General features: G+C 71.7%; 19 protein-coding genes. 7 read left to right on the top strand and 12 right to left on the bottom strand.

From position 1 onward, the window contains the following. The first annotated feature begins 53 nt into the window (after positions 1-53). Positions 54-1,517 (top strand): hypothetical protein, encoded by a 1,464-nt coding sequence (locus ACERZO_RS00555; RefSeq protein ID WP_372660024.1) that lies wholly within the window; start codon positions 54-56, stop codon positions 1,515-1,517. Positions 1,518-1,581: 64 nt separating this feature from the next. Here ACERZO_RS00555 and ACERZO_RS00550 read toward each other — a convergent pair whose 3' ends face one another. Beyond that, entirely contained in the window at positions 1,582-2,145 is a 564-nt protein-coding gene (locus tag ACERZO_RS00550; RefSeq protein WP_372660022.1) for a TetR/AcrR family transcriptional regulator, read from the bottom strand. A 126-nt stretch (positions 2,146-2,271) separates the two neighbouring features. Between ACERZO_RS00550 and ACERZO_RS00545 the strand changes: the two genes are divergently transcribed. Further along, positions 2,272-3,363, top strand: coding sequence for an FAD-dependent oxidoreductase (locus tag ACERZO_RS00545; protein ID WP_372660020.1), 1,092 nt, complete (start codon positions 2,272-2,274; stop codon positions 3,361-3,363). Between the two features lie 291 nt (positions 3,364-3,654). Continuing rightward, positions 3,655-4,854, top strand: a complete 1,200-nt coding sequence (locus ACERZO_RS00540) for a sensor histidine kinase (protein WP_372660018.1) — start codon at positions 3,655-3,657, stop codon at positions 4,852-4,854. A 123-nt stretch (positions 4,855-4,977) separates the two neighbouring features. On the opposite strand, the gene ACERZO_RS00535 is transcribed toward ACERZO_RS00540, so the two are convergent. From ACERZO_RS00535 to ACERZO_RS00510, 6 genes are all read right to left on the bottom strand, one after another. Then, the gene (locus tag ACERZO_RS00535) at positions 4,978-5,322 is read right to left on the bottom strand and encodes an RNA polymerase-binding protein RbpA (protein WP_086671261.1); all 345 of its coding nucleotides are present in this window, start codon (positions 5,320-5,322) and stop codon (positions 4,978-4,980) included. A gap of 107 nt (positions 5,323-5,429) precedes the next feature. Then, positions 5,430-5,660 carry a preprotein translocase subunit SecG gene (secG, locus tag ACERZO_RS00530; protein ID WP_086845181.1) on the bottom strand — a complete coding sequence of 77 codons (231 nt, stop codon included), beginning with the start codon at positions 5,658-5,660 and terminating at the stop codon, positions 5,430-5,432. A gap of 127 nt (positions 5,661-5,787) precedes the next feature. Further along, positions 5,788-6,573 carry a triose-phosphate isomerase gene (gene tpiA / locus ACERZO_RS00525; protein WP_372660015.1) on the bottom strand — a complete coding sequence of 262 codons (786 nt, stop codon included), beginning with the start codon at positions 6,571-6,573 and terminating at the stop codon, positions 5,788-5,790. Further along, positions 6,573-7,787: a phosphoglycerate kinase gene (locus tag ACERZO_RS00520; protein ID WP_372660013.1), complete on the bottom strand. Its 1,215-nt coding sequence runs from the start codon at positions 7,785-7,787 to the stop codon at positions 6,573-6,575. The genes tpiA and ACERZO_RS00520 overlap by 1 nt, the downstream gene beginning before the upstream one ends. 5 nt (positions 7,788-7,792) lie before the next feature. Then, complete coding sequence (gene gap / locus ACERZO_RS00515) at positions 7,793-8,797, bottom strand: type I glyceraldehyde-3-phosphate dehydrogenase (RefSeq protein WP_372660011.1); 1,005 nt, start codon at positions 8,795-8,797, stop codon at positions 7,793-7,795. A 386-nt stretch (positions 8,798-9,183) separates the two neighbouring features. Continuing rightward, positions 9,184-10,362 (bottom strand): winged helix DNA-binding domain-containing protein, encoded by a 1,179-nt coding sequence (locus tag ACERZO_RS00510; RefSeq protein WP_372660009.1) that lies wholly within the window; start codon positions 10,360-10,362, stop codon positions 9,184-9,186. Positions 10,363-10,434: 72 nt separating this feature from the next. On the opposite strand from ACERZO_RS00510, the gene ACERZO_RS00505 reads away from it, so the two are divergent. Beyond that, positions 10,435-11,079, top strand: a complete 645-nt coding sequence (locus ACERZO_RS00505; RefSeq protein ID WP_372660007.1) for a LysE family translocator — start codon at positions 10,435-10,437, stop codon at positions 11,077-11,079. On the opposite strand, the gene ACERZO_RS00500 is transcribed toward ACERZO_RS00505, so the two are convergent. From ACERZO_RS00500 to ACERZO_RS00480, 5 genes are read right to left on the bottom strand one after another with little or no spacing between them, the layout of a single operon-like run. Continuing rightward, on the bottom strand, positions 11,060-11,386 hold the full coding sequence (locus ACERZO_RS00500; RefSeq protein WP_372660005.1) for an ArsR/SmtB family transcription factor: 327 nt from the start codon (positions 11,384-11,386) through the stop codon (positions 11,060-11,062). The genes ACERZO_RS00505 and ACERZO_RS00500 overlap by 20 nt on opposite strands. Then, positions 11,383-12,171, bottom strand: a complete 789-nt coding sequence (locus ACERZO_RS00495) for a TIGR03620 family F420-dependent LLM class oxidoreductase (RefSeq protein ID WP_372660003.1) — start codon at positions 12,169-12,171, stop codon at positions 11,383-11,385. The genes ACERZO_RS00500 and ACERZO_RS00495 overlap by 4 nt, the downstream gene beginning before the upstream one ends. A gap of 37 nt (positions 12,172-12,208) precedes the next feature. After that, positions 12,209-16,669, bottom strand: coding sequence for a hypothetical protein (locus tag ACERZO_RS00490; RefSeq protein WP_372660001.1), 4,461 nt, complete (start codon positions 16,667-16,669; stop codon positions 12,209-12,211). A 10-nt stretch (positions 16,670-16,679) separates the two neighbouring features. Next, complete coding sequence (locus ACERZO_RS00485; protein WP_372659999.1) at positions 16,680-17,480, bottom strand: hypothetical protein; 801 nt, start codon at positions 17,478-17,480, stop codon at positions 16,680-16,682. Then, a complete protein-coding gene (locus tag ACERZO_RS00480) occupies positions 17,480-18,955 on the bottom strand; it encodes a hypothetical protein (protein WP_372659997.1) in 1,476 nt (491 codons plus the stop codon). The genes ACERZO_RS00485 and ACERZO_RS00480 overlap by 1 nt, the downstream gene beginning before the upstream one ends. Before the next feature lie 118 nt (positions 18,956-19,073). Here ACERZO_RS00480 and ACERZO_RS00475 point away from each other — a divergent pair, with 118 nt between their 5' ends. The 3 genes from ACERZO_RS00475 to ACERZO_RS00465 all read left to right on the top strand — a co-directional run bounded on the left by ACERZO_RS00475 (position 19,074) and on the right by ACERZO_RS00465 (position 23,179). Then, complete coding sequence (locus ACERZO_RS00475) at positions 19,074-19,511, top strand: PPOX class F420-dependent oxidoreductase (RefSeq protein WP_372659995.1); 438 nt, start codon at positions 19,074-19,076, stop codon at positions 19,509-19,511. Positions 19,512-19,552: 41 nt separating this feature from the next. Further along, positions 19,553-20,392 carry a coproporphyrinogen III oxidase gene (locus ACERZO_RS00470; protein ID WP_372659993.1) on the top strand — a complete coding sequence of 280 codons (840 nt, stop codon included), beginning with the start codon at positions 19,553-19,555 and terminating at the stop codon, positions 20,390-20,392. A gap of 222 nt (positions 20,393-20,614) precedes the next feature. After that, positions 20,615-23,179 (top strand): PQQ-dependent sugar dehydrogenase, encoded by a 2,565-nt coding sequence (locus ACERZO_RS00465; protein ID WP_372659991.1) that lies wholly within the window; start codon positions 20,615-20,617, stop codon positions 23,177-23,179. Positions 23,180-23,217: the final 38 nt, after the last annotated feature.

Here is a 23,217-nt window from a genome sequence, read left to right as displayed (position 1 = left end):
TGGGGTGACGGCGCTCGCACCCTGTGTGGGCGAAAGCCCTGGGGAGGGTGCTCGTGGGGGATCCGGTCTGGCCGGCGCTGGCCGCCGCCGCTGCGGACAACGACGACGGCGCCGTGGGCGCTCTCGTCTTCTTGGCGATCTTGTTCGCCGGAGGGCTCCACCTGGCGCTCAAGTACGACAAACGGCGAGCCGCGGAACGGAACGAGGCCGAAGCGCTGACCGCGGCCTACGACGAAGTGCAAGCGTGGGCGAAGAAGACGCGGTATCCCGGCTTCCGGGGACGCAGGCCGGCGCCGGTCCGGCTGCCGGTTCCGGCAGCCGGGCCGGGCCCGCGGCCGGCGGACCAAGCCCGGCGGGTCGTCCGGGATGCCTTGGCCGGCCTCACGGCGGCCATCGCCGGTGAAGCGCGGGCACACGCGGAGTTCCTGCGCTCCCCGGCCGGCCGCCGTCTCGTACCGGGGAAGTACCGGAATCGGACCGAAACCGGATGGGGACCCGCCGAGGACGGCACCCGGCCCGCGACCGAGGTGTTCCAGCACCTGCACGATGTGCTGGCCTGGTCGGACGCGCGAAGCGCCCTGCTGGCGGACGTGCACCGGGCTGCCGCGCAGCTGATCGTCCGGGCGATCACCCCGCGGAAAGCCGCGTTCGACGCGATCCTGAAGGACAATTCGCGCCCGGGCGACGGCGCGGGAGTCCCGGTGCTCCCCGGCAGCTCGTGGGAGAAGTTCTTCGACGACCTGCACGCCACGCTCACCACGCTCGCGGACGGTCTCGCGGCGGTCCCGCCACCGGAACCACCGGCGGTCCACCGTCCCGACGAAGGCAGGCTCCGCGAGGAAATGTCCGCGGAGGCGGTGTCCGCGCAGCTCGACGAGTTCATCGACGGAACCGTGAAAGAGCGCCGGGCCGCTGCATGGCCCGGCCCGTTCGGCGCGAAGTGGCGGCTCGACGGCGGCGTCCTCGACGGGTTCGTCACCCTGGAGCTGCGCGAGCGGCTCGCGCGGGCGACACCGGGGTTCGCCGGCGTCGCCGCGTGGCGCGCGAAGGACATCGACCCGGGCAGTCACGCCCACATCTACCTGGCCCACGTCGACATCGCACTCGCCTATCTGACGGAGGTACGCGCGAACATGGATTCCTACGCCCAGGGGACCGGTGACCGGATCACCGTCAACGTCGGGCACAACGACGGCAACGTGAACGTGCGGAGCTCGATCGGCACGATCAACACGACCCTCGCGCCGGTCGCCCAGCGGGGCGACACCGAACTGGCGGACGCGATCCGCGCGCTCGGCGAGGCGATCCGCCAGGCCCCGGGCCTCACCGACGCCGCACGGCAGGAAGCGCTCCACCACGTCGAGGACGTCGCGGACGCCGCCGCCGAGCCGGGTGAAGAACGCAAGCGCAGCAGGGCGAAGGCGGCACTGGCGGCGATCACCGAGGCCACCAAGGGGTCCGCGCAGCTGGCCCAGTCCGTGGCCACCTGGCACGAGGTCATCGGCAAGCTGTTCTGAGCACCCGCCCGGTTTGCCTCGCACGCCCCGGCGAGCCTCCCGGTTCCGGCCATCGCGTTCCGCGCTAGTCCACCCGCCAGCCGCGGCCCAGGTTGCCGAAGATCTCCTCCGCCGCCTTTCGCGGGTTCTTCGCGCCGACGATCAGCTCTCGTGACGCCAGCGCGAACCGCGCCAGCGACGCGCACGACACGTCGTCCTCCGGGGCATCCATCTCCTCCGCGATCGCCTTCGCCAGCGCCGTCTCGTGGCGCATCCACATCCGGCGGGCGTAGTCGCGCAGGACCGGGGTGCTCTCGATCAGACCGATGAACTCGTCGCTCGGTCCGCCGTCCGCGCTGTCGCGCAGCATGTGCTCGCGCAGGGCGTCCACGATCGAGTACCCCGGCGGGCGGCCGCGGACCGCCAGGACCAGCCCCGCCTCGATGTCGTCGTCCTGGTCGAACAGCAGCGCTTCCTTGCTCGGGAAGTACTTGAACAACGTCGTCACCGAGACGTCGGCGGCGTCCGCCACCTCCTTCACCCCGACCTCGTCGTAGCCGCGCGCCAGGAACAGCTCCAGCGCCGCGTCGGCCAGCGCCTGCCGGGTCTGCGCCTTCTTGCGCTCGCGGCGCCCGATCACTTCGGTCATGGACGTCAGCCTACGTGATGGTGGACTCACTTCAAAAGTTTAGTCATTGCACTTTTTAAGTCACTATGCTTTTCTGGCTTCAGGCCGCCGGACCAGCCGGCGGCACCGAACTTCCAGGGGGAAGCCATGAACTCCATCGCGATCGTCGGCGCCGGCCTCGGCGGGCTCGCCTGTGCCCGCGTCCTGCAGCTCCACGACATCGACGTCACCGTCTTCGAACAGGAACCCTCGGCCGACTCCCGCCCCCAGGGCGGCACGCTCGACCTCCACGGCGACACGGGCCAGGTCGCCATGCGCACCGCGCAGCTGTACGAACCGTTCCGCACCTTGGCCCGCCCCGAAGGCCAGCAGATGCGGGCAGTCGACCCACGCACCGGCGAGACCGTCTTCGACGAGACCCCCGCCGAAGGCGACGACTTCCGCCCCGAGATCGACCGCGGCCAGCTCCGCGGCCTGCTCCTCGGCTCCCTCTCCCCCGGCACCGTCCAGTGGGGCCGGCCGATCACCGACGTCTCCAAAACCGGGCGCGTGACCTTCGCCGACGGCACGGACCAGGACTTCGACCTGGTCGTCGGCGCGGACGGCGCCTGGTCGCGCGTCCGGCGCGCCCTCACCGGCGTCCGGCCCGAGTACAGCGGCGTCACGTTCGTCGAGTTCGGCCTCGACGACGCCGACCGCCGCCACCCGGGCCTGGCCGCGCTCACCGGCCAGGGCACGCTGATGACGAAGGTCGACGGCAAAGCGCTCGTCGCGCAGCGCACCAGCACCGGCCACATCCGCTGCTACGCGACGTTCTACGCGCCCGAAGACTGGGCGAGGGGGCTCGACTTCGCCGACACGGAGGCCGTGCGCGCGACCCTGCTGGAGCGCTACGCCGGCTGGCACCCGAGCGTGCTCGCGTTCCTGCACGACGTCGACGGCGGCTTCACGCACCGGCCGCTGCAGGTCCTCCCCGTCCCGCACGCGTGGACCCACACCCCCGGGCTCACGCTGCTCGGCGACGCCGCGCACCTGATGCCGCCGCTGGGCGTCGGCGCGAACCTGGCGCTGCTGGACGGCACCGAGCTCGCCACCGCGCTGGCCACGTCGGCGAACGTCGGGGAAGCCGTCCGCACCTACGAGGCCGGGATGCTGCCGCGGTCGATCGAGACGGCGAAGGCGTGCGCCGGCGGCCTGCACGACCTGCTCAGCGACGACCTCCGGTCCATGGCAGCCTGATGACCCCTTGCCGGACGACCACACGTGGGTAACATGATTCCCACGATGTGGTCGTCTCGGTGCACAGTACGGAGCAGTACTCCCACTCTTGGTAGCGCCATCTCGCCGTCATACCCCGGACGGAGTAGTCGACTACGGAATCCGGACGCCGAAACTCCGACAACGGGTGAAACTTACCGTCTTCGTACGCGACCTCGTTAGCATCCGCACATTTGTCCGTCGCTGCGCGTCCCGATCGGGCCCTGAGCACCTCTCACCAACAAGTCCACAAGACGAATGGGGTCGCCAGCGATGAGTACAGAGGGACTCTCGATTCCAGGCATCTCGATCGCCGGCTCGGGGCCATCGGCCGCCGAGCGGGTGCGCAAGCGCGGGTTGAGCGTGTTCGGCTCGGTACCGCGCCCCGCTGTGGTCACGTTCGCCATCGACGCGGCCGCGGTCATCCTGGCCGTGCTCGACGTGTGGCTGGTGATCCCCGAGAAGGCTCAGCCCTATTCCATCTGGCTCTCCGGCGCCGCCTGCCTCGCGGTGGTGTTCCGCCGGAAGTTCCCGTTCCTCGCCGTGCTCGTCGCGGTCCCCGGCTTCCTCGCCGGCTGGGCGCAGCTGGCGTCGATGATCACGCTCGGCATGCTCGCCACCCGCCGTCAGCTGCACTGGCAGGTGTGGGTCGGCGCGGCGCTGGTGTGGTGCTGCCGGTTCGTGCAGTGGCCGTTGGAGGACTTCGCCGAGCTCAGCTGGCGCGAACACATCCTCGACGGGATCTACGGCGTCCTCGTCGCCGGCATGCCGATCGCGATCGGCCTGCTCATCGGGGCGCGGTCGGAGGTGTCGAACAAGCTCGCCGAGCTGGCCACGAGCCGCGACCGCGAGCGCCGCTTCCACGCCGACGCCGTCCGCGCCGAGGAGCGCGCCCGGCTGGCGCGCGAGATGCACGACGTCGTCTCGCACCAGATCACGCTGATCGCGATGCAGGCCGGCGCGCTGCAGGCCCAGTCGACCGACGACCGGGCGCAGGAGACCGCGCAGGTCATCCGGACGCTGTCGAAGCGGACGCTGGAGGAGCTGCGGTCGCTGCTGAGCGTGCTGCGCGCGGGCGCCGACGACGACGGCCCGCGCCCCGGGATCAACGACCTCGACCGGCTGATCCGGACGTCGGAGGTCCCGGTGCACCTGTCGGTGGAGCACCTGCCGGAGGCCCTGCCGAACCAGGTGTCGGCGGCGGCGTACCGGACGGTCCAGGAGTGCTTGACGAACGTCCACAAGCACGCCCCGGGCGCGACGGCGACGATCCGCATCCAGGGTGAGCACGGAGCGCTCAAGATCGAGGTCCGCAACGAGCGCGCCCGCCGGACGGCGGAGTCGCTGCCGTCGGGCGGACACGGGCTGACGGGCCTGGCCGAGCGCGCGCGGCTGCTGGGCGGGAGTTTCGAGACGTCCGGGACGGAGGACGGCGGGTTCCGCGTCCGGGCCAGGTATCCGCTGGACCGCTGAGGCGGGCAACGACCACGAAAGCCACCTCGGTTCGCCGAGGTGGCTTTCTGCTTGTCCGGAGGGCAGGGTGAACGCGCGAAAAGCCACCCCGAGGTGTCCCGGGGTGGCTTTCGGCCGCCGAACTTAGATGATCTCCCGGCGCTGGCGCAGGCGCTCGAGGGCTTCGGCCAGGATGGCCTCGCCGTCGGCGTCGCTGCGTCGCTCCTTCACGTACGCCAGGTGCGTCTTGTACGGCTCGGTCCGCGGTGCGGCCGGCGGGTTCTTCTCGTCCTGCCCGCCCGGGAGCCCGCAGCGAGGGCAGTCCCACTCGTCGGGAATCTCCGCGTCGAGCGCGAACGACGGGCGGGCTTCGTGGCCGTTGGCGCACCAGTAACCTACCCGGCGCCGCGGCGCCGACTCACCTCGCTCGGATTCGCCCGTAGGACCGGCACCCACCCTGGTGCCTCGAATCGCGTTACCGCCAACCATGAATCCTCACACCTAGGAATCGGCGGCGCGCCCCCCAATAGGCACGCCGAATCGCTGCGCCCTGCCGTCGTGACCCGGTCGCGATCGACGGCGGGGCGCCGGACGCCTCACACCTTGAGCAGCAGACCCAGGCCCACGATGCTGATCAGCCACACCGCGCCCAGGAGCAGGGTGATCCGGTCGAGGTTCTTCTCGGCCACGCTCGACCCGGCCAGGCTCGACTGCATCCCGCCGCCGAACAGCGACGACAGGCCACCGCCCCGGCCCCGGTGCAGCAGCACCGCGACCACCAGGAAGACGCTGGTGACGATCAACAGGATTTGCAGGAACAGCTTCATGTCATCCTCTGGGCTCTAGGAGAATGCAGGGGTACGGCATGGTCGTTTCCGACCACCACCGTACCCCTGGACTCGTCCACTGCTGTGTGACGGACCGGATACACAGGTTACCCGGTCGTGGCCTCGATCAGGGCAGCGGCCCGCCCGCGGCGAGTGCGCAGAGTTTCGTGAACTCCTCGCCGTCGAGGCTCGCTCCGCCGACCAGGGCACCGTCGATGTTCTCGCAGCCCACCAGCTCGCTGATGTTGCCCGATTTGACCGATCCCCCGTAGAGCACCCGGACGGACGAAGCGACCTCGTCGCCGTACTTCTCCTGGAGGGTCGCCCGGATGGCTTTGCAGACCTCTTCGGCGTCCGCGGACGACGCGACCTTGCCGGTGCCGATCGCCCAGACCGGCTCGTACGCGACCACCACGTCCTTGACCTGCTCGGCCTTGAGGCCCTTCAGGCCCTCGATCAGCTGCGTCGTGGTGTGGTGGATGTGCTCGCCGGCCTCGCGGACCTCGAGCTTCTCCCCGATGCAGAGGATCGGCGTGATGCCGTGCTTGAGCGCGGCCTTGACCTTCTTGTTGACCAGCTCGTCGGTCTCGGCGTGGTACTCGCGCCGCTCCGAGTGGCCGACGGTGACGAACTTGCAGCCCAGCTTCGCCAGCATCGGGCCCGAGATGTCACCGGTGTAGGCGCCCGAGTCCTGCGGCGCGACGTCCTGCGCGCCGTAGGTGAGCGACAGCTTGTCGCCGTCGACCAGGGTCTGCACGCTGCGGATGTCGGTGAACGGCGGCAGCACCGCCACGTCGACCTTCGCGTAGTACTTCTCCGGCAGCGCGAAGGCGATCTTCTGGACGAGCGCGATCGCCTCGAGGTGGTTCAGGTTCATCTTCCAGTTGCCGGCGATGAACGGCTTGCGTGCCACTAGTTCTTCTCCTCCAGGGCCATCACGCCCGGCAGTTCCTTGCCTTCGAGGTACTCCAGCGAGGCACCGCCGCCGGTGGAGATGTGCGAGAAGCCGTCCTCGGGCAGGCCCAGCTGCCGCACCGCGGCCGCCGAGTCGCCGCCGCCGACGACGGTGAACGCGTCGCTCTTCACGAGCGCCTCCGCGACGGCCCGGGTGCCGCCGGAGAAGGCCTCGAACTCGAACACGCCCATCGGGCCGTTCCAGAACACCGTCTGCGCGTCGGCCAGCTTGCTCGCGAACAGCTCGCGGCTGCGCGGGCCGATGTCGAGGCCCTGGCGGTCGGCCGGGATGGCGGTGGCGTCGACGACCTCGTGCTCGGCGTCGGCCGAGAACTCCGTCGCGGCCAGGACGTCGACCGGCAGGACCAGTTCGACGCCGCGCTTCTCCGCCTCGGCGAGGAAGCCCGACACCTGCTCCAGCTGGTCGGCCTGCAGCAGCGACTGGCCGACCTCGTGGCCCTGGGCCTTGAGGAACGTGTACGCCATGCCGCCGCCGACGAGCAGCCGGTCGACCTTGGTCAGCAGGTTCGCGATGACGCCGAGCTTGTCGGACACCTTCGCGCCGCCGAGCACGACCACGTACGGCCGCTGGACGTCGTCGGTCAGCTTCTTCAGCACGTCCAGCTCGGCCAGCACCAGGCCGCCCGCGTACGCCGGCAGCACCGACGCGACCTCGTAGACCGAGGCCTGCTTGCGGTGGACGACGCCGAAGCCGTCGGAGACGAACGCGCCGCCGGGGACGAGCGCGCCCAGCTCGGCGGCCAGCTCGGAGCGGTCCACGGCGTCCTTGCTGGTCTCCCGCGCGTCGAAGCGCACGTTCTCCAGCAGGACGACGCCGCCGTCGGCCAGGCCGCCGGTCAGCGCCTTCGCGGACTCGCCGACCAGGTCACCGGCCAGCGCGACCTCGGCGCCGAGCAGCTCGGAGAGCCGCTTCGCGACGGGCGCGAGGGTGTACTTCGGGTCCGGCTCGCCCTTCGGACGGCCGAGGTGCGCGGTGACGACGACCTTCGCGCCCGCGTCGGCGAGCTTCTTGATCGTCGGCAGGGCCGCGCGGACCCGCCCGTCGTCGGTGATGCGGTCCCCGTCGAGCGGGACGTTCAGGTCGGACCGCACGAGTACGTACCGGCCCTGAACGCCCTCGCCCAGCAGGTCGTCGAGGTTCTTGACGGTCATCGGGTTCAGGACAGCTTCGAACCGACGAGCTTGATCAGGTCGGCGAGGCGGTTGGAGTAGCCCCACTCGTTGTCGTACCAGCCGACGACCTTGACCTGGTTGCCGATGACCTTGGTCAGCGGCGCGTCGTAGATGCAGGACGCCGGGTCGGTGACGATGTCCGAGGACACGATCGGGTCGTCCGAGTAGCGCAGGATGCCGGCGAGGGGGCCCTCGGCGGCGGCCTTGTAGGCGGCGTTGATCTCCTCGACCGTGGCGGCCTTGGTCAGGGTGACGGTGAGGTCGGTCGCCGAGCCGGTCGGGATCGGGACGCGCAGCGCGTAGCCGTCCAGCTTGCCCTGCAGCTCCGGCAGGACCAGGCCGATGGCCTTGGCGGCACCGGTCGAGGTCGGGACGACGTTCAGGGCGGCGGCGCGGGCGCGGCGCAGGTCCTTGTGCGGGGCGTCCTGCAGGTTCTGGTCCTGGGTGTAGGCGTGGACCGTGGTCATCAGGCCCTGCTCGATGCCGAAGGCGTCGTGCAGCACCTTGGCCAGCGGGCCGAGGCAGTTGGTGGTGCAGGACGCGTTGGAGATGATGACCTGCGAGCCGTCGTACTTGTCGTCGTTGACGCCGAGGACCACGGTCAGGTCCTCGCCCTTGGCGGGCGCGGAGATGATGACCTTCTTGGCCCCGCCGGCGATGTGCGCCTTGGCGGCGTCGGCGTTGGTGAAGAAGCCGGTCGACTCGAGGACGACGTCGACGTTCAGCTCGCCCCACGGCAGGTTGGCCGGGTCGCGCTCGGCGAGGGCCTTGATGGTCTTGCCGTCGACGACGATGCCCTCGTCGCTGACGCTGACCTCACCCGGGAACCGGCCCAGGATGGAGTCGTACTTCAGCAGGTGGGCCATGGTGGCGACGTCGCCGAGGTCGTTGAACGCGACGACCTCGATGTCGTGGCCGCTGGCCTGCACGGCGCGGAAGAAGTTGCGGCCGATGCGGCCGAAGCCGTTGACACCTACGCGAACGGTCACTGCTGCCACTCCTCTGAGGATCGGCCGGGAGGCCCGGCCGTGACTTGCGGGCTCGCGGTCACCCTAGCGTGCGGGCATGCGCGTCCCTGACTGCCCTGACGAGACTTCCACCACTTGGCGAACGGGTCAAGAATCGATTAAGAAGCCGGGGTCCACGACCTGGCCCCGTTCACGTGATCGACACCTGGACCACGACGGCACGGGATCCCACCCGGATCGGCTGTTTCGGCTGGGAGCACCGGGTGCACCGGAGGGCTGAACAGCCACGCGGGCCCGCCGCTGGACCGATTCAGTCGATCTTCCGGACCCGAGCTTCCCGCAGGGGGTTTCCGAGCGGCCCGCGAGCGGGACGTGAGGTCCGTGACTCGACCGATCCAGCCACCGGTTCACCCGGTCAGCTCGCGTTCGAGCGGGGTGCGGAACCGCGGCACGGCCCGGACCTCTCCGTACCAGCCCGCGCACCGGTCCGCCTCCTCCCCGACCCTCTCCGCGACCTCCGTCCCCACGTCCTCCAGCAACCGGTACGCGATTTCGCCCGATGCCCGCTGCCCCCACCCTCCGACGATCCGCCCGGAGGCCCAGATCGTCGGGCCGATGTTGCCGCTGCGGTCGAACAACGCAGGCCGGTGCGGGCCCAGGAACCAGTCGCGCTCCTGCCAGCCCATCGGGGTCGGGTCCAGGGCCGGCAGGAACGCCACCCACGGCGCCGGCTCGGGCACCGGCGCCAGGTCGTCCGCCAGCGCCACGCCCGGTACGCCGGACAGGTCGACCTCCACCGGGGCCACCGCGGAAAGGGCCTTCTTCGTCTGGCCGGCCGTCCAGCCCGTCCACCAGCGCAGGTCCGCGACCGGCGCCGGGCCGTACGCGCGCAGCCAGCGGCGGGCCAGCTCCGCCCGTGCCTCCTCCGCGTCCCACGCCCGCAACCCCGGCACCCAGGCATCCAGTGGATGCCACACGTACTGGCTGCTCAGCCAGCTTCCGCGGGGCCGGCCGCGGGCGATCCGGCCGTCGGCCGCCAGCAGGAAGAGGACCCGGCTCGTCACGTTGCCGATCGCTTCGTACGGCTTCCCCGCCGCCATCAGCAACTGCTGGCGCAGCCGAGGCTCGTCTTCGCTCAGCTGCTGCGCCGTCGCCGACCCTCGGGCGCGCAACGCCGCCTCGACCGACTCCTCGACGTCCGCCAGCCACTTCCCCGGCTCCGGCACGTTCTCCGGATGGCCCTGCTGCCCGAGGTGCTGTTCGAGGAGCTTCCGCTGCTTGACGGCGATGTCCGCCGAGCACCCGGCCTGCACGAGCGCCGCCGTGTCCAGGGTCGTCACGAACACCGTGCGGCGCATGCCGAGCAGCCGCAGCAGCGTCCGGTCGTCGTACAACGCTTGCTCCACCAGGGAAATCCCCGGCTTCGCGAGCCGCGCGGACGCCGACAGGTGCACCGTCGCCGGGTCCGTGGCGTGCAGGGCCACGACCCCGTTCACGGCGTCGGTGACCCTGGCCGCGGGCGCGGCCAGGTGGTGGCGGACCGCGAGGCGGGCCCGGCGCTGTGAGGTGCTGATCGTCGAAGGCACGGAAAATTCCTACCACCCGGCACCGACAAAAACCGCTGGTCGCCAGGTCAGGCCCGGGGATAGCCTCACCGAATGGTCTCCGGTGCGCACTTCGCGGCCTTCGCCGCGCTGACTTTCCTGATGGTCGTCGTCCCCGGGCCGAGCGTGCTGTTCACCATCAGCCGCGCGCTCACGGTCGGGCGGCGCGACGCGCTGCTCACCGTCCTGGGCAACTCGGCGGGCGTCTACACGCAGGTCGTCGCGGTCGCGTTCGGCCTCGGCGCGCTCGTGACGACGTCGGCCGCGGTCTTCACCGCCATCAAGATCGCCGGCGCGCTCTACCTCGTCTACCTCGGCGTGCAGGCCTTCCGGCACCGCCGGAAGCTCACCGACGCCATGGCTGCCAAGGTCCGCACGACGCCCGGCCGGGTCCTGACCGTGCTCCGCGACGGGTTCGTCGTCGGCTTCGCGAACCCGAAGTCGATCGTGTTCCTCGCCGCGCTGCTCCCCCAGTTCGTCGACCCCGCCGCCGGCTCAGTACCGGCACAGATGCTCGTGCTCGGCCTGTGCCTACCGGCGATCGCGCTGGCCACCGACAGTGCGTGGGCGCTCGTGGCGGGCACGGCCCGCGCGTGGTTCGCGCGCTCGCCGAAGCGCCTGGAAATGGTCGGCGGCACCGGCGGCCTCGTGATGATCGGCCTCGGCACCGGCCTCGCCTTCACCGGCCGGGGTGACTGAGCACCAGGTCGAGCAACCCCGGGAACGCCGCGTCGAACTCCGGGCGCCGCAAGCGGTTCAGCCGCCGCGGGCCTTCGTCGCGCTGCTCGATCAGGCCCGCCGCGCGCAGGACGCCGAAGTGGTGGCTGAGCGTCGCCTTCGCCACCGGCAGGTCGAACGTGCCGCACGCCTTCGACCAGTCCGGCACTTCGGCGAGCGAGCGCAGGATGCTGCGGCGCACGGGGTCGGCGACCGCGGCGAGGGCGTCCTGGAGGGACACCTCCGCCGGGACGCCGTGCGTCAGCCCGCGGGCCCGCGCCGAGGTCACCGCACGGCCTCCGCCAGCGCCGGCCACCACTCGCGGGGCAGGTCGGCGGCCGGGACGACGACCTGGTCCGCCCCCGCCGCCCGGTACTCGCGCAGGCGGGCCACGACCGCGTCGAGGTCGCCGCGCACGGTCAGCCCGTCGACCAGGGCGTCCGAGAGGTCCGCGATGTCGGCGTCGGTGAAGCCCATGCGGCGGAAGTTGTTCGCGTAGCCCGGCATCCCGGCCAGGAACCGCAGCGAACCACCGCGGGCGCGCTCGCGAGCCGTCGCGGCGTCGGACTCCGGGACGACGCTCAGCAGCACCACCAGCTGCCGTCCGGCGCCGAGGATCTCGCGCGCCGAAGCGACGTAGTCCGTCGTCACCAGGAACGGGTACGCGCCGGCCGCGCGGTCCCGCGCCAGCTCCAGCATCTTCGGGCCCAGCGCCGACAGGATCCGCGCGGACGCGGGGACGGTGTCGTCGAGCTCGTCGAGGTAGTCGTTCAGCGTGGCCAGCGGACGCGGCCCGTGGGCGCCGCCGAGGCCGACGACGAACCGCCCGGCCGGCAGGTCCGCGTACGCCCGGGCGACGTCGGCCGCGGGCACCCGGTCGACCGGGAGGATGCCGCTGGCCACCGGGATCTTCGCGGTCCCGTGGACCACGTCGGTGATCAGCGGCAGGTTGCTGCCCTGCCCGCCCGGCAGCCACAGCGTGGCGTACCCCAGCTCCTCCAGCTCGGCGGCGGCCGCGACGGTCTCCGGGCCGGTCGTGTTCAGTGTGGCGCCCAGCGCCCCCAGGTTCGTCATGCGCCGGGCAACCACGGAACCGCGGGAGATGTTCCCGTCACGCCGTCTGTTCGTCCTCAGCGGAATCGGCGGGCTCTCCGGACGGCCGCGTGAACATCCGGGTCGCCGAAAGCCGCGCGACGCCGTCGGGGTCGCCGAGGTCGTCGAGGGAGTTGCGGATCGTCGAGTCCACCGACAGGTACTTGCGGCCCGCCCGCAGGTCGGCGTCGTTGCGCAGCCGCACGATCAGCGGGAACTCCGACAGCGCGCCCGCGTCGAACAGGCCGGTCGTGTAGATCAGCTGCACGCCGAGCGCCTCGGCGACCGCCCGCTGCAGCTCCAGCAGGTAGCCCGCGGACGCGCGGCCGATCGGGTTGTCCAGGAACAGCACACCCGAGTGCCGGTTGCGGACCTTGCCGCGGTTGTTGGCCCGCAGCGCCGCCAGCGTGCAGTACAGGATGATCGCCGCGGTCAGCTGCTGGCCGCCGGAGAAGACGTCGCGGATCTCCGAGACGCGCTGGCGTTCGGTCCGCAGCACCGAGTCCGGCTTGAGCATGTCGACCCGGAAGCCCTTGGGCGCCGCGGCCCGGACCCCGCGCAGCACCAGGGAAAGCCCGTCGCGCTTGACGTCCCGGCCGTCGGCGGTCTTGCCGACGGCGGCCTCGTCGACGACCTCGCCGAGCTTCTCGGTCAGCGCGTTGTCCTCCAGCTCGGTGAACCGGATGCGCAGGAACTCCTGCCCGGACCAGTCGCCGAGGCCGTCCGGCAGCCGGGAGACGCGCTGGGCCGAGCGCAACGTCCGGAGCGCGCCGTCGACCATGCCCTGCAGGCGCGTGATGATGCCGCCGCGGTGCCGGTCGATCTGCGCGAGGTCGTCGGTGAGCGACCGCAGCCGCGGCCGCAGCGCCTCGGCCCATTCGGCGGCGTGCGCGGGCAGCTGGTCGCGCTTGACCGAGATGACCTGCTGGCGCACCGGCGTGCTCAGCTTCTCGAACCGCTTCTCGGTCGCGTACTGCGCGAGCTGGTCGGCGGCCGCGCGCACCCGCCGGTCGCCCGCGTCGGCGGCTTCCTGCGCTTGGCCGAGCGTCGCGTTCAGGCGGCTGTGCTGGGCGCGGGCGGTCTCGACGTCGCCGTCGTAGGCCGCCGCGTCGGTGTCGGTGACCAGGTGGGCCATCGATTCCGCGAGCAGCGCGAAGCCCGAGGCCGAATTGCGGGCCGACTCCAGCGTCGCCTCCGCGGCGGCCCGGCGTTCCTGCAGCTCTTCCCACTTGCGCGCGGCCGCCGACGCCTCCAGGCCGGCCGCGTCGATCAGCTCCAGGCCGTGCTCGATATCCCGCGGCTTCTCGCCGGTGACGCCGTTCTGCAGCGGCAGCGCGTCCAGCTCGGCGCGCCGCGTCGAGACGAGCCCGATCGCTTCGGTGCGCTCGTCCTCCAGGCCGTCGACGACCCGGCGGGCGCGCGCCAACGCGGCCGCGCGGGCGGAAGCGTCGGACCCGTCGGGCGTTTCCAGCAGCTCGGCCGCGCGGAGCCGGACCGCTTCGTCCAGGGACTCCACGGCCGAGCCCGCGGCCGCTTCGGCGGACTCGGCCTGCTCCAGCTCGGCCCGCAGGTCGCTGCCGACCTCGACCTTCGCGTACGACTCGGACGCCGACAGGTAGGTCCGTCGCAAGGCGTCGACCGGCTCTGACGGCACCGGGCCGTCCGCCGCCTCGGCCGCGCCGGGCACCTCGGCGAGTTCGGCGCGCGCGGTCGTCGCGGTCCGGCGGTGGCCGTCGGCGGTGCGCTGCTCCTCCCCCGCCTGCTCGCGCAGCCGCGCGGCCTTGCCCGCCGCGTCGGCGGCCTGCAGGTCGGCGCGCTCGGCGACCTCGGTGGCGCGCTCGACGTCTTCGGTCCATTCGGTGATCCGCGCGCTGCGGGCCCCCAGCTCGCCGAGGCGCCGCGCGCGTTCCTCCGCCTCGGCGGCGGCCGCGCGGAGTTCGGGGACGCGTTCGCGCAGCGACGCCGCTTTTTCGCTCAGCCGCGCGAAGTCCGCGTCGGCCTGCTCCAGCGCGGTGCGCGCGGTCTCGCGCGCGGTGCGGGCGGCCTGGGCCTGCTCGGCCAGGGTCGCGACGGCACCGGGCGGGTAGTCCTCGCGCCAGGTGGTGAGCTTCCACGTCAACGCGCCGTCCGCGGACAGCTTGGCGGACAACGCTTCGAGGCGCCGCTGCCGTTCGGTGTGCCGCCGGGCCACGGCTTCCCGCTCGGCGTCGGCGGCTTCTTCGTCGTACATCGCGGGGTTCGGGGGCACGAGGAACTCGACGCCGGGCGCGGCCGGCGCCTCGGCCAGGAGTGCTTCGGTGGTGCCCACGGCGATGGTCGCGCTCGGCAGCAGCCGCCGCTTCGTGAGCACTTCGCGGGCGCGGTCCACGTGCGCGGCGTCGTTGAGCAGCACGCCGGACACCAGCTGCGGCAGGGTCTCCAGCACCTCGGCCCGGCGGGAAGCGTCCAGTTTGGACAGATAGCGCCAGCCGGACCACGCCGTGATCCCGGCTTCTTCCAGCGCGTCGAGGGCGGCCTGGACGTCCTCCGGCGGCGGCAGCAGCCCCCCGGATCCGAGCGCGGCCAGCGCGCGTTCGTCGGCGGACTCCTCCATCCGCAGCGCGGTCTGCTCCTTCTCGACGGCCGCGCTCGCCTCGCGCAGCCGCTCCAGCAGCACCGGCAGGTCGCTCTCCAGGGCGACGTCGTCCGCGCCGAGCAGCTCGATCAGCCGGCCCTCGGCGGCCAGCGCGTCGGTGCGGCGGTGGGCGCGGTCGAGGTCCTCGGTGGCGCGTTCGAAGCGGTCCTGGGTGGTGCCGGCGAGCTGGTGCGCCTCGTTCACGGCCCGTTGCGCCGCTTGGAGGTCCGCCGCGACGCGGTCGAGTTCCTGTTCGCGCCGCGCGAGTTCGGCGGTGGCCGCTTCGGCGGCGCTACGGGCGGCGCGGGACGCTTCGGCGACGTCGGCCCCCGAAGGCAGCAACCCCGCTCGCACGGCGTTCTGGACTTCTTCGCGCAGCTCGGTGATCCGTGCGGTCAGGCCGCGCGCTTCGGCCCGCCGGGCGGCCGCGAGGTTCGCGGCTTCGTCACGCTCGGTCTGCGCCTTCTCGGCTTCGGCCCGCAACGCACCCGCGTGCGCTTCGGCCTTGTCGGCCTGACGCTGGGCGTCCTGTGCCAGCGCGTGCAACCCGCGAGCGAGCGCCGAAGCGGCGTCGTTGCGCGCCTTCAGCGCCGGGCGCGCCTTCTCCTCCCGGCTGCCGACCAGCTCGCGCAGGTCCTTCGCCTTGCGGGCCGCGTTGAGCGAATTGAGCACGGTCGCCGTCTCGCGCCAGGCTTCGGCCTCGGTCTTCGCCTCAGCGAGTTCGCCGTCGACGCGCTTGCGGGCCTCCTGGGCTTCGTCCAGGCGCAGCACCGCGACCAGGCGGCGCAGCTCGGTGACGGCCGCGGCGAGCCGCCGGTGGTCGCCCTCGGCGAGCTTCTCCGCGGACTTGACCTCGGTGACGTGGTCCTCGAGCCCGGACAGCCGCGCGTTCTCGAGCTCGTTGCGCGCGACGACGCGGGCGGCGAGCGCGGCCATGTCGGCCTTCGCGGACTCAGCGATCTTCCGCGACTCCGCGGCGACGCCTTCTTCGGCGGCAAGGGGCCCCAGCAGATCCAGGGCGCCGGCGACGAAATCGCGTTCCGACAGCAGGTCCCCACGCTGCGCCAGGTTGTTCGCGTATGTGGCGACGACTTCGGCGAGGTCCTTCGGTTCTTCTTCGGAGATCACCGCGCGCAGCAGGAACTCGACGAACGCGTCGTCGGTGCCGAAGGCGAACGCGTCGGCCGCTTCACCTTCGCCGGCGTTCATCGCGCGCTGGTAGCGGAACAGCTCGGTGTCGAGGCCGAGGGTGTCGAGGCGGCCGGTCCACTCGTGGTGGCGGCGGGTCCAGGTCAGCTCCAGCTCGGGCTCGGCCAGCTGGGCGGCGGCGAGCTTGTCGTGGAAGCCGGACATGGTGAGCAGCCGGCCGTCCTGGGTCATCGGCAGGGAATCGAGGCCCAGCGCGGCGGTCGGGCGGAAGCAGTACCAGGAGTCGGCGAGGTTCTCGGAGTCGGCGGACACGACGTGCCCGCGCCATTCGGAGACCTTGCCGGTGATGATCCGGTGCCCGCTCTCGACGTGCAGCCACTCCAGCACGACGTGCGAGACGTCCTTGGCGGCGACGAACTTCTCGAGGACCTTGGTGCTGGTGGTGCCGACGACCTGGCGGCGGCCGGGCAGCATGACCGAGAAGATCAGCTTGATGAGGACGGACTTGCCGCCGCCGTTCTCGAGGAACAGCACGCTCGCCGGCGACGGGCGGCGCAGCTCGGCCGGGCCGGTCGCGTGGATGCCGGCGCTGAACAGGGCGTCCTGCTGGGGCGCGGTGATCTTGGCGCCGACGCCGCTGAAGTCGAGCACGACGTCCTGGTAGCGGGCACCCGCCGGGCCCACGGAATGCAGGCGGACCCGCGAAAGCTCGTACATCGATTCCCCTCTACAGCGTGTCCGAAGACGCCGCGCGCAGCGTGCCCCCGGCGTTCGCGACGGCCACGACGTCCAGCGCGAGCAGGTCGTCGAAGGCGGCGTCGGCCGCGAGCTCGCGGACCTGGATCTGGTAGCGCGGCGTGGTCCGGTAGGTGCCGCCCTGCTCGTCGCTCACCGGGACCAGGAAGCCCTGGTCGGCGAGGAAGCGCAGGGCGCGGGAGACCATGCCGCGGGTGGTGTCGGCGGCGAGGCGGCCGTCCTTGGTGGCCGCGGCCGCGGGCCGGCGGGTGTAGGCGCGCCAGGCCTGTTCCAGCTCGGGGGCGTCGGCCAGGGGGTCGTTGTTGGCCTCGGCGGCCGCGGCGCGTTCGTCGAGCATGCGGGCGGCTTCGCGGACCATCGCGTCGACCTGCTCGACGCTGACGCGGCCGATGTAGGTGTCGTTGGCCAGGTCGTCCGGGCGTGGGTAGCCGAGGGCGGCGGTGGCGAGGTGGATGAGGCCGTGCAGGACCTTCTCCGTGTCGCGGCGCTCGCGGATCTTGGCCTGGCGGGCGTAGGAGTCCATCTTGATCTCGAAGACGGACTCGTCGGTGGCGGCGAGGACCGCGCCGGCCTGCTGGTTGACCTCGAGGACCATGAGGCCGAGCCCGGCGGCGACGGCGTGGGTGAGGGCCTTGAACGCGTTGTCCTCGCCGTAGCGGCGGACGAGGTCGCCGTAGACGACGTCACGCGCGGGCAGCTGCTTCGGCCGCATGCCGAAGGCGACCAGCCGGGCCGCGGCCTCGGCGTCCACGCTGCTGTGGGACAGCGCCATTACGCGACTTCCTCTTCTTCATCGGCCCGCTCGACGGCGGCGGTGGACAGGAGCAGGTCGGCGCCGCCGAACTCCGGGTCGTCCAGGAGCGTGCCGTCGTCGACGGCGAGCAGCACCTGGCGGTCGCCTTGGCGGCGGGCCGCGCCGACCCCGGGACTGTAGGCGTGGACGGCGCGCAGCGCGACCAGGGCGGCGAGCCCGGGCTGGCGGCTGCGGCGGGCCTCTTCGAGCAGGCCGGAGAGCCGGCGGGGGACTTCGGGGAGGTCGAGGAGTTCGTCGGCGGCGCGCCAGACGTCGTCGCCGAAGCGGTCGGTGGTCTCGGCGGGCATCAGCTCCGGCTCGGGAATTTCTCCGACGAGCTGGTCGCGTTCGGGGGCCGGGCGCAGGAGCAGCGAGACGAGGGATGACAGCGACGGCACGACCGGTGCGATGATGCCGGCGGCGGCGTGGAAGAAGTGCTCGGCGGGGGCGACGGCGTCGGCCAGCGGCAGCCCGAGCGTCGGGACGAGGAGCTGGCCGAACAGGTCGAGGGTGGCCCGCTGGGGCGGGCCGGAGAACTGCTGGCGGTCCTGCTCGGCGCGGAAGACGGCGCCCGCGTCGGCGAGCCGGGACTGCAGGCGGGTGTGGCGGCGGATGCAGTCGCCGACGATGTCGACGAGCTCGGCGGCACGGCGCTTGCGGTCGAGGTCCTCGGTCTCGTCGCGGGCGGTGGTGATGTTCTTGAGGATGGCGTTCTCGGCGCGGAAGCGGGCCTCGATGTGGCTGAGCGCGCTGTCGAGCAGCTCCGGGACCTCGCGTTCCCAGTCGACCGAGCGGACGTCGCGGCGGGTGGCGTCGAGCTTCGCGCGCAGGGTCTCGCCGTACTGGACGGTCCGGTAGCGGGCCTGCTCGGCGGCCAGCTTGGCGTCGGCGAGCCGGCCGCGGTTGATGAGGTTCTCGAGCTTGACCTCGGCGGCGATCTGCGCGGACTCGACGTCGGTGTCGAGGGCGCCGACGAGGACGTTGATGGCCTCGTCGGTGGCGCGCAGGTAGACCTCGCCGTCCGGAGCGGCCAGCTCGACGAGCAGCTTGAAGTCGAACTGGCGCCGCTGGTAACCGCCGGGCCCGATCGAGCCGTAGACGCGCCGGAAGCCGCGGTCGGTCGTCCCGACGTTGATCAGGTTGTCCAGGACCCACTTGGCGACGCGGACGTGCTCTTCGGGCATCCGCGACGGCGCCTGCTGGGCGATGAAGGGCAGCAGCCGGTCGATGACCTCGTCGTGGCCGGCGCCGGTGTCGAAGTCCATCGCGATGGTGACCTGGTCGATCGTGTGCAGCGCGATCTCGGCCATCTGGTAGATCGTGGCGTCGGCCCAGTCGAGCTTCGCCTTGCGCGCGTCCAGGTCGTGCAGCGGCGCGGTGCAGGCCAGCGCCTTGAGGCGGCGGGTCAGCCCCTCGTCGGCCAGGCCGGCTCCCCCGGTGTCGTGGTCTCGCACAGCAGGCCAGGCTAGTCGGCCACCCTCTGCGCACGCTCGGGTGACTCCATCCATGCCCCCACCACCACCCTCAACGGTGACGCTGACGCGTCGCAGTGCTTGTATTAACGTCCCTCCTATGCGTGAGATGAGCCGCGACGAGTGGTGGAAGTTCGCTTCGGAAGGCACCCGTACGGGCATGCTGGGCCTGGTGAGGGCCAACGGCGCCCCGATCGTGACGCCGATCTGGTTCCTGCTGAACGAGGGCCCCGACGGCGACGAGCTGATCTTCACGACGGGCACCGAGACGCTGAAAGGGAAGGCCATCGCCCGCGACGGCCGCATTTCCCTCGCCGTCGACGACCAGAAACCGCCGTATTCGTACGTCCAGTTCACCGCCGAGGCGCGGCTGACCCACGACTTCGACGACCTGCTCGCATGGGCGACCCGCCTGGGCTCCCGGTACATGGGCGCCGAGCGGGGCGAAGAGTACGGGAAGCGCAATGCCGTCCCGGAGGAGTCGCTGGTCCGGGCGAGGATCACCAAGGTGATCGCGCGGGCCGAAATCGCCGGCTGACCTCGGTTCGCTGGTAACCTCACCGGCGGGGGGTGGGGGTCATGCTTCCGGGTGAGGACGACAGACGTGACGCCGTCAAGGCGATCCTGAGCTCAGGCCAGCGCGAGCTGGTCGCCGAGCTGGAACGGCTGGACGGCGGGGCCCGCTTCGCGCGGGGCCGGGTCCGCCTGCTGGAGGACGGCGACGTCTTCGAGCGGGCCGGGATCTGCGTGACGTCGGCGGACGACAGCGAGTTCTTCACCAGCGGCCTGTCGGTCGTGCTGCACCCGCGCAACCCCTGGGTCCCGGCGTTCCGGGCGGCCTTCCGGTACTGCGAGTCCGGGGACGCGTGGTGGTTCGAAGGCGCCGTGGAACTCCTGCCGTGCTACGGCTTCGCCGAGGACGCCGCCCACTTCCACCGGGTGCTCAAGAACCACTGCGACACGCTCGACCCGGCGTTCCACGCGCAGGCGAAGCGGGCCGCCGACGACCGGTTCCGGCTCCCCCACCGCGCCGAGCCGCACGGGATCGGCGGCATCGCGTTCGACCACCTGAGCCCGTCGGGGGCGCACGGCTGGCGGCGCGGAGCGGCGTTCACGGCGGCGGGCATCGCGACGATCGCGCCCGCGTACCTCCCGATCGTCCGGCGGCGCCGGGACCTCCCGCACGGCGACCGCGAACGGCAGTGGCAGCTGCACCGCCGTGGCCGGTTCGTGGAGTCCGCGCTGTTCCACGCGGCATCGGCCACGCGCGCCGACGCCGAGGCCGTGTTGACGGCCCTGCCGCCGTTGGTGCGGTGGGACGCGGGGTTCACGCCGGAGCCGGGCAGTCCCGAAGCCGAGCTGGCCTCTTTCCTGACGCCGCGCGACTGGGCGGGCGAGACCGCCGCGGTGGTCGGCTGAAATCTCGGGTCCGTCGCCGGGCGTCCGCGCACCGGTGAGCGGGAAACCCTTCTTCACCAAGGGTGAGCGGTCCCGTCGAGTATTGACACGGCCCGCTCGGAGGGTGTGAGATCTGTCCCATAGATAGGAAACTTTCCTAACTATTAGGTCCGATCCCGGTGGTCCGCCGACCAGTTCCGCCCCGGTCACCCCCTGTCCCCCGACCCACGCAGGAGGCTCCCAGTGGCACCCCGTCCACCGTGGCGCGTGGTACTGGCCGGTACCGCCGTCGCGGCGCTCGGCCTCACCGCGCTCAGTCCGGTAAGCGCTTTCGCAGCGGATACCGACTACGAGTCCGAGAACGCCGTGATCTCCCAAGGCGCCGTCGAGTCGAACCACGCCGGCTACTCCGGCACCGGGTTCGTCAACTTCGACAACGTCGTCGGCAGCTACGTCGAATACTCCGTGAACGCCGCGCAGGCGGGCACGCACACCCTGACCTTCCGCTACGCCAACGGAACCGCCGACAACCGCCCGGTGAAGCTCGTCGTCGACGGCGGCGACAAGGGCACGGTCGACTTCCCCGGCACCGGCGCCTGGACGACCTGGAAGACCGCCACCGCGACCGTCCAGCTGACCGCCGGCGTCAACAAGGTCCGCACCACCGCGACCACCGCGAACGGCGGCCCGAACGCCGACAAGCTCACCGACACCTTCGTCGCGCCGGTCGACGGAGAGCCGCCGACTCCGCCGTCGAACCTCAAGGCGAGCAACATCCTCCCGACCGCGGCCACGTTCACCTGGACCGCCGCGACCGACAACGTCGGCGTAGTCCGCTACGAGGTCAACCGCGGCGGCAACGTCCTCAAGACCGTCGACGGCACCACCACCACGGCCACCGTGGACAACCTGACCCCGAACACCGCCTACGACATCTCGGTCGGCGCGTTCGACGCCGCGGGCAACCCGTCGCAGCAGAGCAACGTGGTCACCTTCACCACGCCGCCGAGCGACGACACCACCCCGCCCACCGTGCCGGGCAACCTGCGCTCCACCGGCGTCACCGCGAACAGTGTTTCGCTGGCGTGGAACGCTTCCACCGACAACGGCGGCACCGTCGCCGGCTACGACGTCTACCAGGGCACCGCCAAGGTCGCGACCACGACGTCCCTCGGGACGACCGTCACGAACCTGAACCCGAACACCTCGTACACCTTCACGGTCAAGGCGCGCGACCCCGACGGCAACACCTCCGCGGCCAGCAACGCGGTCACCGTCAAGACGTCCGCTCCGGGCGGCGCAGGGGGCATCCCGGAGTACGACAAGGACATCGCGAAGGTCGACCTCGGCTGGTCGGTGGACTTCCTGCCGAACGGCAACGCGCTGGTGACCGAGCGGGACCGGTTCGAGATCGTGCTGGTGACGCCGTCCGGCCAGAAGACGACGCTGGGCAAGGTGCCGGGCGCGGTCACGACCAGCGGCGAAGGCGGCCTTCTCGGCCTGGCGATCTCGCCGAACTGGACGTCCGACCACGCGATCTACTTGTACCACACGGCTTCCGGGGACAACCGGATCGTGAAGATGACCTACGACGGCAGCACGCTGTCCTCGACGTCGACGCCGGTGCTGACCGGGATCGCGAAGAACCGCTACCACAACGGCGGCCGGATCAAGTTCGGTCCGGACGGCAAGCTCTACGCCACCGTGGGCGACGCGAAGAACAGCGACAACGCGCAGAACAAGAGCTCGCTCAACGGGAAGATCCTGCGGCTCAACCCGGACGGCTCCGCGCCGAGCGACAACCCGTTCTACGCCACCGGCGGCAACGCCCGGTACGTCTGGAGCTACGGCCACCGCAACCCGCAGGGGCTGGCCTGGGACTCGCGCGGCCAGCTGTGGGCGGCGGAGTTCGGGGAGAGCAGCCAGGACGAGCTCAACCTGATCCAGAAGGGCGGCAACTTCGGCTGGCCCAGCTGCGAAGGCACGCAGGGCAGCTGCAGCGGCTTCATCGCCCCGAAGAAGACCTGGTCGACGTCGCAGGCCGGGCCGAGCGGGCTGGAGATCGTCAACGACTGGATCTACATCGCCGGCGTCACCGGCGAGCAGCTGTTCGCCACGCAGATCAACTCCGCGGGCACCGGGGTCGGCACCGTGTCGACGCTGTTCTCCGGCCGCTGGGGCCGGCTGCGCTCGGTCACGAAGACCCCGGACGGCGGGCTGTGGCTGACGTCTACGAACAACGACAAGAACGGCGGCACGCCGTCGGTGCTGGACAACGTGATCGTGCGGCTGAAGTTCCCCGGCGGTTCGACGCCGGGTGACTTCAAGCTGACCAGCTCCGCGTTCGCCGACAACGCGACCATCCCGGACAAGTACACGTGCGCCGGCGACGGCACGGCGGGCCAGGACCCGTCGCCGCCGCTCGCGTGGGGCGCGTCCACCGGCGCGAAGGCGTACGCGATCGTGTTCGCCGACGTCGCCAACAGCGGGAACAAGCTGCACTGGGCGATCTGGGACGTGCCGGCCGCCACGAAGTCGCTGCCGGAAGGCCTCGGCGCGGGCTACACCGTGCCGAACCAGGGCGGCGCCAAGCAGAAGGCGATGGGCAGCGGGGCGAACGCGCAGAAGTTCTTCGGCCCCTGCCCGGGCGGGTCCAGCCACCCGTACACGTTCACCCTCTACGCCCTGAACACCGCGACGGTCCCCGGCCTGAGCTCGTCTTCGACGATGGCCCAGATCGAGACGGCGATCAAGGGCGCGTCGACGGCGAGCGTGGTGCTGCGCGGCAAGTCCAGCGCGGCCGCCTGAAAGCCGCGGCAGGGGTGACCGGAGCGGCGCCGGTCACC

The sequence above is a fragment of the Amycolatopsis kentuckyensis genome, assembly GCF_041679295.1.
Lineage (GTDB): Bacteria > Actinomycetota > Actinomycetes > Mycobacteriales > Pseudonocardiaceae > Amycolatopsis > Amycolatopsis kentuckyensis_A.
Note: the sequence above shows the minus strand (reverse complement) of the source record. Positions and strands in the feature narration are given on the sequence as shown.